The 11976-nt window shown below is 71.6% G+C and carries 8 protein-coding genes, 1 tRNA gene and 2 pseudogenes; 6 read left to right on the plus strand and 5 right to left on the minus strand.

Annotated features, from left to right (window positions below; all coding sequences use genetic code 11):
* From D471_RS34015 to D471_RS0111805, 4 genes and pseudogenes are all read right to left on the minus strand, one after another.
* Positions 1 to 468 (minus strand): annotated as a pseudogene (locus tag D471_RS34015) (bifunctional 3'-5' exonuclease/DNA polymerase); the annotation flags it as partial.
* Positions 469 to 605: 137 nt separating this feature from the next.
* Positions 606 to 1526, minus strand: coding sequence for a 2-hydroxyacid dehydrogenase (locus D471_RS0111795; RefSeq protein WP_026127633.1), 921 nt, complete (start codon positions 1524 to 1526; stop codon positions 606 to 608).
* Between the two features lie 149 nt (positions 1527 to 1675).
* Positions 1676 to 2494, minus strand: a complete 819-nt coding sequence (locus tag D471_RS0111800) for a TrmH family RNA methyltransferase (protein ID WP_017598809.1) — start codon at positions 2492 to 2494, stop codon at positions 1676 to 1678.
* 59 nt (positions 2495 to 2553) lie between these two features.
* Positions 2554 to 3141 (minus strand): hypothetical protein, encoded by a 588-nt coding sequence (locus D471_RS0111805; protein ID WP_017598810.1) that lies wholly within the window; start codon positions 3139 to 3141, stop codon positions 2554 to 2556.
* A gap of 407 nt (positions 3142 to 3548) precedes the next feature.
* Here D471_RS0111805 and D471_RS0111810 point away from each other — a divergent pair, with 407 nt between their 5' ends.
* From D471_RS0111810 to D471_RS0111835, 6 genes and pseudogenes are all read left to right on the plus strand, one after another.
* The gene (locus D471_RS0111810) at positions 3549 to 5285 is read left to right on the plus strand and encodes a substrate-binding domain-containing protein (protein WP_026127634.1); all 1737 of its coding nucleotides are present in this window, start codon (positions 3549 to 3551) and stop codon (positions 5283 to 5285) included.
* Between the two features lie 342 nt (positions 5286 to 5627).
* Positions 5628 to 7324 (plus strand): annotated as a pseudogene (locus D471_RS34020) (substrate-binding domain-containing protein).
* A 159-nt stretch (positions 7325 to 7483) separates the two neighbouring features.
* Positions 7484 to 8119 carry a hypothetical protein gene (locus D471_RS0111820; RefSeq protein ID WP_017598813.1) on the plus strand — a complete coding sequence of 212 codons (636 nt, stop codon included), beginning with the start codon at positions 7484 to 7486 and terminating at the stop codon, positions 8117 to 8119.
* Positions 8120 to 8212: 93 nt separating this feature from the next.
* Positions 8213 to 10153, plus strand: coding sequence for a DUF2510 domain-containing protein (locus tag D471_RS41745; RefSeq protein ID WP_152486281.1), 1941 nt, complete (start codon positions 8213 to 8215; stop codon positions 10151 to 10153).
* 85 nt (positions 10154 to 10238) lie between these two features.
* Entirely contained in the window at positions 10239 to 10889 is a 651-nt protein-coding gene (gene orn / locus D471_RS0111830) for an oligoribonuclease (RefSeq protein ID WP_026127636.1), read from the plus strand.
* A gap of 67 nt (positions 10890 to 10956) precedes the next feature.
* Positions 10957 to 11032: transfer RNA gene (locus tag D471_RS0111835), tRNA-His, on the plus strand.
* 179 nt (positions 11033 to 11211) lie between these two features.
* On the opposite strand, the gene D471_RS34025 is transcribed toward D471_RS0111835, so the two are convergent.
* Positions 11212 to 11976: HAMP domain-containing sensor histidine kinase (locus D471_RS34025; protein ID WP_017598815.1), on the minus strand; the 765-nt coding region annotated here is incomplete at its 5' end.

Consider the following 11976-nt stretch of genomic DNA (forward strand, 5'->3'; position numbering starts at 1 on the left):
CGGTAGCTCCGCGATACGGCGCAGCTGGTCGTCGTGGACCTCGGCCAGGGCTGCCAGCCGGTCGGTTCCCGGGGGCAGCGTGGACCGGTCGGCCTCGAACAGGGCGGGCTGCGCGGCGGCGCCCTCGCCGAGGGGGCGGACCGGGTCGTCGGGCACGGGAAGGTCGTGCAACCGGGCCCAGGCCGCGCCCAGGGAGTGTGCCTCACCGTGGCGCGCGTGGTATCCGAGCAGGAGCGCCTCGGTCAGGGCGACGTCGTGGCAGCGCGCGACGCGCACACCGGATCCGACCAGGTCCGGATAGACGTCCTCGCTGGCCGACCAGACCCAGCGCGGGGGTTCGGGTCGCTCGTTCTCCGCCCGCCGAACGGCGTCGGCGAGATCGGGGACGCGGCGGACCGGGCCGGGGACCGGTTCCAGTTCCTGGAGCCAGCCACCGCCCTCGCCGTCGGCGACCACCGCTATCCGCATGGTTCCACTGTGGCCGCTGACACCGACAAAACCCCCAAAGAGCAATAAAAGCCATGGATATCCCACCGGTTCCCCGCAGGGCGGCCGGTGAACGGGGGGCGGGCCCGACACGGCGAAAGCCGGCGCGGACCGAGGTGTCAGCGTCCCGGCCGGACCACGTTCTCGAGCGGCTCACCCGCGGCCCAGCGGGCGAGCTGCTGGTCCATGAACGCGCGGGCACGTGGGTAGAAGGCGGCCGACCCGCCCGCGACGTGCGGCGTGAGGAACACCCCCGGCGCCTCCCACAGCGGGTGGTCGGCCGGAGGGGGCTCCGGGTCGGTGACGTCCAGGGCGGCCCGGACACGTCCGTTCTCCGCCAGCAGCGCCGCCGTGTCCAGGACCGGGCCGCGGCCCACGTTGACCACGAGCGCGTCGTCCCGCAGCAGGGCGAACTCCCGGGCGCCGAACAGGCCCCGCGTGCTCTCGGTGAGCGGTGTGACCAGGACGACGACGTCCACCCCCGGCAGGAGGGAGCGCAGTTCGTCGACACCGTGCACGCGCTCGTCGGGACGGGCCCGGCTGGCCACACGCACGACCTCGGTCTCGAAGGGCAGCAGGCGGCTCTCCACCGCCTTGCCGATGCTGCCGTAGCCGACGATCATCACGCGCGAGTCCGCCAGCGACCGCAGCGGCGCTGCGCCCCAACGGTGATCGTGCTGGTCGAGGGCCCACCGCGGCAGGTCGCGCTGGGCGGCGAGGATCAGCGCGAGGGCGTGCTCGGCGGTGCTGGCGTCGTGCAGACCGCGCCCGTTGCACAGCGTCACGTGGTCGGGGAGCAGGCTCAGGACGTGCTCGTAACCCGCGGACACGAGCTGGACGACCTCCAGCGCGGGCATCCGCGCGATGATGTCGAGCCGTTCGTCGACGCCCTGGGTGGAGGGCGCGTAGGGCACCTGGTAGAAGGTCACCTCGTCCAGACCGGACTCCGGTGCCGCCCCGCCGGTGTACAGGTCCACGCCGCATGGGTCGGGGGCGTTCACCCGGTTCTGCTCCCACTGCACAAGTGCTCGGCCGCCCATGTGGCACTACCCTCCGCTCCACCGCGGCGCGCCCCGACGAGCGCCTCGGACGCGCTCCCGGGAACACGCCCCAAGGTCCGTGTCACGCGCCACCCTAGGGCATCCCCCACGAACACGCCCTGGAGCGGCGGCGGTGGGCTCCGCCCACGTCACCCGGTGAACCGTGCCAGTTCGTAGCAGGCGATGGCGGCCGCCGCGGTGACGTTGAGCGAGTCGACGTCCCGCTCAGCCATCGGGATGTGCACCCGCGCGGTGGCTCCCTCCAGCCAGCGCGAGGACAGGCCGTCGCCCTCGGTCCCCAGCAACAGGCCGACCCGATCGTCAGGGTCGAGTGCGGACATCGCGTCGCGCAGCGGCAGGGACCCCTCCCCCGGGGTGAGGGCCATGAGATGGAAACCGGCCGCCCTGAGGGTGTCCAGCCCGCCGTACCAGTCATCCAGCCGTGTGTAGGGCAGGGTGAACACCGCGCCCATCGAGACCTTGACCGCCCGCCGGTAGAGCGGGTCGGCGCAGCGGGGCGCGAGCACCACGGCGTCGACGCCGAGTCCGGCGGCGCTGCGAAAGATCGCACCCACGTTGGTGTGGTCCACCAGGTCCTCCAGCACGACGATCGTGCGTGCCTCGGCGAGGACGTCGTCGAGCCCGGGCAAGGAGCGGCGGTGGAAGGCGGCGAGGGCGCCCCGGTGCAGGTCGAAGCCGACGAGCCGCTGTGCGGTCTCCTCACTGACCACGTAGAGCGGGGCGGTGGAACCGGCGACGACGTCGTTGAGGGCCTCGGCCCGGCGTTCGGTCAGCAGGAAGCTGCGCGGCTCGAACCCGGCGGCGGCCGCGCGCCGGATCACCTTGTCGCCCTCGGCCATGAAGAGCCCGTGCTCGGCCTCCAGGTGGCGGCGCAGGTTGACGTCGCGCAACCGGGTGTAGTCGGCCAGACGGGGATCGGCGGGGTCGGTGACCCTGATGACGCTCATGGAGGACGATTATCCCAGTTCTCCGGCTCGGGATCCCCGAGGACGCCGTCCGGGCCGCCTCAGCTGATCTGCTCGGTCAGGGGACGCAGGCGCTGCCAGCGCGCCTCCTCACAGGAACCCGCCCTGGTCAGCGTCGTCGAGATCTCCTGTCCCTCCCAGGTCCCCTCGATCGTGGCCCGCTGGGGACCGTAGACCTGGTCGGTGCACACCGTTCCCGCGCGCACCTCGGTGAACAGCTCCTCGGTTCCACCGGCGGTGGCCGTGCGCGCGGTCGCGTCGCCGTACCCCCCGGCCCCTCCCGTCCCACCGCCGAGTTCGGCGGCCACCTGGGCCAGCTCGGCGCAGACTTCGGGGTCCTCCTCCAGGTCGCCGGTGCAGTTGAGGGTCTGCACCCACGCGCGGTCGCGGTCGCTGACCTGGATACGCAGCTGACCGACCGGTCCGGTCTCGGCGACCTCCTGGGGACCCTCCGCGATCGGACCGACCAGGTCCGGGCTCATGGCCGACGCGGCCTGCACGTCCTCCGGGGGCAACAGCGACGGGCCCGCGAGCACCGCGTAGGCGAGTGCCCCGGCACAGCAGGCGCCGGTGAGCAGGGCGGTGCCGAGCGTGCCTCGGCTCCGGTGGTCTCGGTGCTGTTGGGACATGCCATAACCCTCGGGGGTCGGTGGTCACACGGACGTCCGCGACACGGAAGGGAAAGGGTCTGCCGCGGGGGACGGGAGAGGCCCAAGCCTATCCGTGGGGTCGGAGTACTTCTGCGGAGAGCACGGTAACAAAGAGGTCTCCGTCCACCGATCGGACACAGCGGTCCCGCATCGATGCCCGGCCACTTTCGCTCCGCCATTACCAGCGAGTAAGGTCCTGATGAAGTTCCGTTCGTCACATTCGGCCGGTCGGTTGTGATTCGTCTTGTGTGACGCCGTTCGCCGCACGATGGTTCACGTCCTCTCACGGACGCCCGACAGCGCGGCGCCGCGCGGGCCCACCTGCCACCGGGTTCTCCGGCGATACCGTCGGGGAACCGCGCCCCACTACGCCCCGGAGATCCCCGTTGCCCAGTGGACGTCACCGACTCCCCGCACCGACCCGGTCCGCCGCGCGCCGAGTGGCCTGGTCACCGTTGGGGTTCACCGCCGCCGCCGTCGCGGTCATCGCCGTCGCGGCGATCGCGATCCCGATCGGGCTGAACGCGCTCGGCTGTGGCGACGTCCGCTACCTCCGCGTGTCCGCGACGCAGAGCATCGCCCCGGTCCTGCGCGCGGCCGCCACCGAATTCAACGACGAGGAGCCCAGCTACGGGGACGACTGCGTGTACGCCCAGGTCGACGAGATCGCCCCGCACCGCATCATGACCGCGCTGTCCGGTGGCCGGGGAAGTGACTCCACCATCGCCCCCCACGTGTGGGTGCCCGAGTCCTCGGTGTGGGTCGAGCTCGCCCGCGTGTCCGAAGGCGGCACCCACAGCATCGAGACGGACCCGCCCTCGCTCGCCAGTTCACCGGTGGTCATGACCGCCCCCGTGGGCACGGAGGGCCTGCCCGAGCCGGGGGACGCCAGCTGGACACTGGTCCTGCCCGGAGAGCGCGAACCGGAGCGCCCCCTGGTCATGGTCGATCCCAACCGCGGCGCCGACGGTATGGCCGTCATGCACGCGGTCCGGCGCCACCTGGGCACCGGGGACGACGCCGACACCGCCATGACCGACTTCGTCCGGGACGTGCAGCTGGACAGCGCGTTCGGCGAGATCGACCTGGCGACCTTCTTCACCGGCTCCCCCGCGGCCGAAGAACGAATCGACCCGGTGATCGTGGTTCCGGAGCAGGCGGTCGCCTCCTACAACGACGAGCGCGCGCACTCCGCGCCGGAGCTGGCGGCCCGTTACCCCACCGAGGGCACGGTCAGCCTCGACTACCCCTATGTCACCGCCACCGACGACTCCGCGCTCCGGGCGGCCGCCGCCGACCTGTACGAGGTCCTGCGCGGGGACGAGCACCGCGAACACCTGCGCGACCTCGGCTTCCGCGACCCCGGCGGCAACACCCCCAGCTCTCTGGAGGCGCAGCCCTGGGACGTTCCGGAGGAGCCGACCACGCACGACGACCTCACGGGGGACGCGCTGCTCGCCTCGGTCACGGACTGGAACCGGCTGTCGATGCCCAGCCGCTCCCTGGTGCTGGCCGACACGTCCGAGAACATGGCCCAGGACCTCAACGGCGGGCCCAGCCGGATGGAGGTCGCCCAGCGGGCGGCCCTGCTGGGGCTCTCCCTGTTCCCCGACGAGACCGACATGGGCCTGTGGCTGCTGTCGGACCAGTACGGGCGCCAGGGCCGGGACGAGGCCGCCGAGATGCGCCGACTGGGCGGCTCGGCCGGGAGCGACGACATCACCAGGCGCCAGGAGCTCATCGGCGTGGCGGAGGAGATCGCGGTCCGCGGCGGGGAGTCCCGGCTGTACGACAACATCCTGGACGCCTACGACCAGGTGCAGGACAACTACCACGAGGACAAGATCAACAGCGTCATCCTGCTCACCGCCGGCCGGGACGACGGTTCGAGCGAGATCTCGCACGCGGAGCTGGTCGCGGCCCTGCAGGACCGGTTCGACCCCCAGCGCCCGGTCAGCATGTTCATCATCGCCTTCGGGGCACAGTCCGAGGAGGCCGAACTGCGCCAGATCGCGGCCGCCACGAGCGGTTCCCTGTTCGTGACCGACGATCCTGACGAGATCGGAGACATCTTCCTCAGTTCGATCTCCCGGCGGTTGTGCGTACCGAACTGCGATAACTGACCATCGAGACCGGATCCCGATTCCGAACGGACGCGAGGCGATTGCGATTGGATATCGGATCGGTTTTCCGGACGAACCGTTTCAGGATGCCCTGCGATGACCGCTCCGTCCGAATCCCCTGGCGTGACCGGGAACGCGACGCCCATCACAGCGAACGCCTCCCCGCGCAGCCCCATCGGGCCGACCGGTGTGGTCCGCACCCGGCCTGACCGGCCCGAGTACTGTTCCGACCAGTAACACCCCACAGGTCGGTCTCCCCACCGAGCACCGGACGTGCGCAACCGACCTGTACCAGGCACCGACCCCAACCCCCCGTCCGTACACCACCCCGTGAGGAAAGCTGTGGGACGTCACCGCGGAAGATACGCAGAAGAGCCCTACCCGAGACGGGAACGGCGCCGCCGTGGACGCGGCGGCGCCTTCGCCGCCCTGGCCGCCGCACTGGTGATCGTGCTCGGCCTGGCCGCCGCGGGCGNGGTTCGCAGATCCGGCTGGACGTCGCGGTCAGCCCCGAACTGGCCCCCGCCCTCGACTCCCTGGCCGCGGACTTCAACACCCAGGAGAACACCGTGGACGGACGGTGCGTGCGCGCCGACATCCGCCAGGTCGACTCCGCCAACGTCGCCTTCGGCATCACCGGGGCGGGCGCGACCATGGGCGACACCGACTCGGACGTGTGGATCCCGGACTCGTCCGTGTGGCCGCGCCTGGTGCAGAGCCAGTCCGGTGACGCCGTCATCACCGAGACCGGCACGTCCGTCGCCCGCTCCCCGCTCGTCCTGGCCGAACTCACCGAGTTCGCCGAGGAGGACACCCAACGCAGCTGGACGGACGTGATCCCCACCGCGGCGCCCGGCGAACAGGGCAACCGCACCGTCCGCGTGGTGGACCCCGCGCGCAGCTCGACCGGGCTGGGCACCCTCTACCTGCTGAACGGAGCCCTGGAGGAGGACAGCCCCGACGAAGGCACCTACAACGCGCGCATGACCGCGGCCCTCCAGGCACTGCACCAGGGCGCCTCGCCCGATGAGGACGCGGCCTTCCTCGCCCTCAGCGGCGGGACCGAGGAGGCCCCGCCCGTGATGGTCATGTCGGAACAAGCCGTGTGGCGCTACAACAGCGCCCACCAGGACGCCACCGCCCAGGCCAGCTACCTGGAGGGCGGTACCTACTACCTCGACTACCCCTACGTGGTCCGCAGCGAGGAGGGCGACATCACCCGCGCCGCGGAGGTGTTCCGAGGCGCCGTGCGCGCGGACGAGGCCCGGTCGACCCTGCTGGAGCACGGCTTCCGCGGCCCCGAGGGCGAGGTGGACGACTCGGTGCTGACCGAGGACGTCGGCTTCCGCGCGGAGGCGCCCGACGAACTGGCCAGGCCGTCGGAGGGGTCGGTCACCGAGCTGATCCGCACCTGGAACCAGCTGAAGATGGACTCGCGGGTGCTCACCATCGTGGACGTCTCGGGATCCATGCTCGCCGAGGTGCCCGGGACCGGGATGACCCGGATGCAGGTGACCAGCGCCGCGGCCACCGAGGGACTCCAGATGTTCACGCCCACGTCCGAGCTCGGGCTGTGGCAGTTCTCGACCAACGTCAACAACAACCTCCACTACTCGGAACTCGCCCCGATCCGTGAACTCCAGGCGACGAACGAGGAGGGGACCCCCCAGCGCGAGGTGCTGGCCTCGGCCCTGTCCGGGCTGGCCCCCCTGCCGCAGGGCGACACGGCGTTGTACGACACCTACCTGGCCGCCTACCAGGAGATGGCGCGTACCTACCGGCCCGACAGGACCAACGTCATCCTCATGCTCACGGACGGGGACGACGACAACCCCGGCGGTCTGGAACTGGACGAGCTGCTGTCCCAGCTCGAGGACGTGGCGAGCCCGTCGCGCCCGATCCCGATCATCACGATCGCGTTCGGCCCGGACGTGCAGAACCTGGAGCCGCTGCAGCGGATCGCCGCCGCCACCGNCGAGATCGGTGAGATCTTCCTCCAGGCCTTCTCCCTGCGCATCTCCGAGGACGAGGAGGAGTAGCGGGCACCCGGTACCGAAAGGTGACATGACCCTGTCCGCGTGAGGAGGGGCTATGGACTTCTCCGTCGTCTTGGCGTACTCAGTGGAGGTCCGGACCCGTCCGGGCGCCGCCCCGGTCGCGCGGTGCCCGGACGCACGACGACCGGATGGGGAACTGCCATGTTCGACGCGTGGATGCCCGGTGCCGAAAGGATCGACGGCGGCACCGCCCCGGGACCCTCAGGGATCGGCGCGCCCCGGGCCGTGTGGACGGTGACCGGTTCCGGCCCCGACGCGTGGTCGGCGCGTGAGGAGGCGCTGCGGCTGGTCGAGGAAGGGCGGTCGGTGCACCTGGTGTGGAACCCGTTCACCGGTGAGGTCGTGCAGTCGTTGGCCGGCACCCGCCGCAGCCGGATGCCGCTGGGACGCACGAGCCGGTACTCGCTCCACGTCGACCACGGGCACGAGGGTCGGGTGTGCCTCACGGTGGCGGTGGTCGCCCGGTCCGAGGAGCCCTTCACCAGCGGCCCGATGTGCGGACTGTCGCCGATCCTGGCCTGGTTGGACTCCTGGGACATCCCGCGCCGGTGGCCTGCCGGCCCTCCGGGGCAGGGAGGAACGGCGGTCGAGGAGCTGGTCCGCGCGTGGTCGCGCGGGGGCCACTTCGGCCACGACCAGGTACCCGGGTCGACGTCCGCCGGACCGGGAGCGCTGGACGGCGCCCGGCTGTTCGCCGGCCCCGCCACCGCCGAATCGGACCTTCGGTCACCACCGGCGCCGCGTCGGTCCGACCAGCAACCGTCGGCGGTCTCGTGAGGACCGCCGGATGGCGGGACCACGTGGTCGGGGGCGGAGGGATTCGGACTCCAGTGGTCTCTCCCGACGCGACGACCCCTTAGTCTGTCGGCCATGGGTGGAACTATCGAGCCGGGTTGGTACGCGGACCCGCACGGCGACGCGCAGACGCTCAGATGGTGGGACGGTAACGCGTGGACGCGGCATACCCGTTCACTGAGCGAACTCCAGGGCGGTTCCGGTACCTCGGACGAGGATGAGGCCGCCACAGCACGGTTGGACGGACGGGAACGCGACTCCCCCGGCGACGAGGACGAGGGGACCGTGCGACTCGGTCCGGCCTCCGCCCCCACGCCGGTGGACGACGAACCCAGCACGATGCGGATCGACCCCTCCTGGGTCCACGCCCCCGGAGCCTCCGCCACCCCGGCCCCGGTGGACGAGGACCCCGGCACCGTACGCATCGACCCCTCCGTGATCCGGAGCGCCGCCGAGCCCGAGGACGAGGTGCCCACGGCGGACCTCGGCGGAGTGGACGCCACGACGCGGGTCGCCCCCGAGGACCTGCCGGGGCGCGGTGGAGACGACGAGGAGCCGACCGCGGATCTGGGCGGTATGGGCGCGACCATACGGGTCGACCCCGCCGACCTGCCCGGGCGTGTCCAGCAGGACGAGGAGCCGACCGCGGACCTCGGCGGAGTGGGCGCGACCATGCGCGTCGACCCCGCCGACCTGCCCGGAGCGGGTACGGACGAGGACGAACTGCCGACCGCCGGCCTCAGCGAGGACGAGCTTCCCACCTCGAACATCACCGACGACGCGATCGACGACACCCCGCGCACCGCCGTGTTCGACCCCAACACGATCGGGGAGACGCCGGGCACAGCGGTCTTCGACCCCGATGACCCGATGTTCTCCGGAGGCGCGGGCGAGGCCGGAGAGCCGGACGCGCGCAAGGGCAGCCGGTTCAACCGGTTCCTCGGCAACCTGAAGGACGGGTGGGCCGACCTCAGCGAGGAGCGCCGCGAACAGCGCCGCAAGGCCGCTGAGGAGGAACACGCCCGCAAGGAGGCGGAGGCCCGGAAACGAGCCGAGGAGGCCGCCCAGGCCCAGGCCGCGACGCCCACCGCGCGGGCTCCGGAGGGTGAGCCCCCTCAGCAGGCCGCCGAAGGGCCCCGCCAGGTCCAGGAGACTCCCCCCGAACAACCGCAACCCGGCCAGGAAGGCGCTTCCGGCCCCCAACAACCGCAACGGCAGGCGACGGGACCGCAGCAAGCCCAGGGCCACCCGGGCCAGCAACAGCCCTACCCGCCCTACCCCGGCCAGCCGTCGGGGCCCCAGCAGGCCTACCCGGGCCAGCCGTCCGGTGCCCAGCAGGCCTACCCGACCGCGACGCCCCAGCAGTACCCGACACAGCCGCCGCCCTACCCCGGCCACCCAAACCAGCACGGGTACCAGCAGCCCCCGAACGCACCCCAGCAGCCGTACCCGGGACCGGGACGCGGTGCTCCGCCCCCGCCCTACGGGTACCCCCAGCCCGGCCCCTACCAGCAGCAACCGGGATACCAGCAGCCCCCGAACGCTCCCCGGCCCGGCGGATACAACGCTCCTCCCGGCTACCCGCCGCCCGCGGGGCAGAACGTACCCGGCCGCCCGCCGCAGGGCGGCCCCGTTCCACCACCGCACCAGATGAACCGTCCGCCCCAGGGCTACCCTCGCCAGGGACCGACGCCGTACCCGCCCCCGCCGGGGCCGGGCCAGCCTCCCATGGGCGGTCAACCTCCCCAGGGATCCCCGGGACAGCCCGGCACCCCCCGGCGCCGACGCTGGGGACGACGCAAGGGTTCGGACGGTCGCGGTCAGCCGCCGCAGCGCCCCCACCCTCCGCCTGAGGCGAAGCGGAAGAGGAAGGGCGGCTGCGGATGCGGCTGCACGACCTTCCTCCTGATCGTCCTGGTCGTCGCCGTCCTGGCCTACCTCCAGGTCTCGGGTTCGTACGACTGGATGTTCGACGTCATGAACATCGGCTTCCCCGGTCAGTACGTGTGGAGCTGACCAACGCCGTCACCAAGGGCGGCCGGACCGGTCCGGCCGCCCTTCGCCATCCCCACCACTCCCGGCACGGCCTAAGCTGACCGGTATGAATGACTGTCTGGTGTGGATCGACTGCGAGATGACGGGGCTCGACCTCGAACGCGACGCGCTGATCGAGGTGGCGTGCCTGGTCACCGACGGTGAGCTGAACATCCTCGACGAGGGTGTGGACATCGTCATCAAACCGCCGCAGGCCGCACTGGACCAGATGGGTGACTTCGTCCGGGACATGCACACCACTTCCGGCCTTCTGGAGGAGCTGGACAAGGGCGTGTCCCTGGAGGAGGCGGAGGACCGGGTCCTCGAACACATCCGCCGTTACGTGAAGGAGCCGCGCAAGGCCCCGCTGTGCGGCAACTCGATCGCCACGGACCGCACCTTCCTGGCACGTGACATGAAACGCATCGACGAGTTCCTGCACTACCGGATGGTGGACGTCTCCTCCATCAAGGAGCTTCTGCGCCGCTGGTACCCGCGTGTGTACTACGCGAGCCCGGAGAAGAACGGCGGCCACCGAGCCCTCGCCGACATCACCGAAAGCATCCATGAGCTGCGGTATTACCGCGCGGCCGCGTTCGTTCCCGAACCAGGCCCCAGCTCCACCACGGCGCGCGCCATCGCGGCCGAGGTAGCGGAGGGCGGCACCGGTGTGTCAGCCCGAGAGAAGGCCGCGGATCGCCGAAACGCCGAAAACTGATCGAAGCAGTGCTCAGAGTCCGCTAAGATTCTGGATGTACGCAAGGCCGCGAGGCCGGGCGGACATGGTGGGTGTAGCTCAGCCGGTAGAGCACTTGGTTGTGGTCCAAGAAGTCGCGGGTTCAAGTCCCGTCACTCACCCCAGAGCCGACAAGGCCCTGACCAGCGCAAACGCGCGACGGTCAGGGCCTTTCGCGTTGCCGGGGGTGCACCAGCGGGTGCACGGCGGTCAAGAATCGCCCGGCGGGTGTGCACCACCCACCCCGTCACTCACCCCCGCGTGGGGGACATCCGGCCCCCACAGGTCCGCGCGGAGCCCGCCGTCACGGGCCGGTGGGCCTCTGGACATCGGACCCCAGGTCCACGATCACCTGTGCTCCACCCGACCGGAGGTTGACCAGGGTGATCGTGGCCCCGATCACACGGGCCTGGCCGAAGGCGATGGTCAGCCCCAGTCCGTGCCCACCCGTGGCGTCACCCCCCTTGCGGAAGCGACTGGGCCCGTCGCGCAACAACTCCTCGGAGAAGCCTGGCCCGTGGTCGCGAATCGTGATCCGGGGGCCGTCGACCTCCACCTCCACCGGCGGGGCACCATGGGCGCGGGCGTTGGCGACCAGGTTGGCCAGGACACGCTCCAGACGCAGCGGATCAGTGCGTACGACGGCGTCGTCGCGCACGAGGACACGAACGTTCGGGTCCACGCCTGTGGCCCGGCGCACGGTGAACTCGCCCAACGCCACCTCGGCCGGGTCCGGGCGCTGGGTGGCGGTGTCCAAACGCGCGACCTCCAGGACGTTTTCCACCAACGTGCGCAGAGCGCGCGCCCGGTCCCGCACCAGTTCCGAGGGGCGTCCCGGCGGCAGAAGGTCGGCGGCGGTGGACAGGCCGGTGATCGGGGTCCGCAACTCGTGGGCGATGTCCGCGGTCACCCGACGTTCGGCGTCCAGACGGCTCTGGAGCGCATCGGCCATGGCGTCGACGGCCCGCGCCAGATCGGCGGCCTCGTCCCGCAGACGTCCGCCGACGGCGTCCTCCACGCGTGTGCCGCGTTCTCCGTCGGCGACCCGGCGGGCCGCGATCGCGGCCCC

The organism is Nocardiopsis lucentensis DSM 44048, assembly GCF_000341125.1.
Classification (GTDB): domain Bacteria; phylum Actinomycetota; class Actinomycetes; order Streptosporangiales; family Streptosporangiaceae; genus Nocardiopsis; species Nocardiopsis lucentensis.

What these genes read in the sequence shown, in the direction of transcription:
- D471_RS0111795 (WP_026127633.1), bottom strand. Translation starts at nt 1,526, where the DNA reads ATGGGCGGCCGAGCACTTGTGCAGTGGGAGCAGAACCGGGTGAACGCC.
- D471_RS0111800 (WP_017598809.1), bottom strand. Translation starts at nt 2,494, where the DNA reads ATGAGCGTCATCAGGGTCACCGACCCCGCCGATCCCCGTCTGGCCGAC.
- D471_RS0111805 (WP_017598810.1), bottom strand. Translation starts at nt 3,141, where the DNA reads ATGTCCCAACAGCACCGAGACCACCGGAGCCGAGGCACGCTCGGCACC.
- D471_RS0111820 (WP_017598813.1), top strand. Translation starts at nt 7,484, where the DNA reads ATGTTCGACGCGTGGATGCCCGGTGCCGAAAGGATCGACGGCGGCACC.
- D471_RS41745 (WP_152486281.1), top strand. Translation starts at nt 8,213, where the DNA reads ATGGGTGGAACTATCGAGCCGGGTTGGTACGCGGACCCGCACGGCGAC.
- orn (WP_026127636.1), top strand. Translation starts at nt 10,239, where the DNA reads ATGAATGACTGTCTGGTGTGGATCGACTGCGAGATGACGGGGCTCGAC.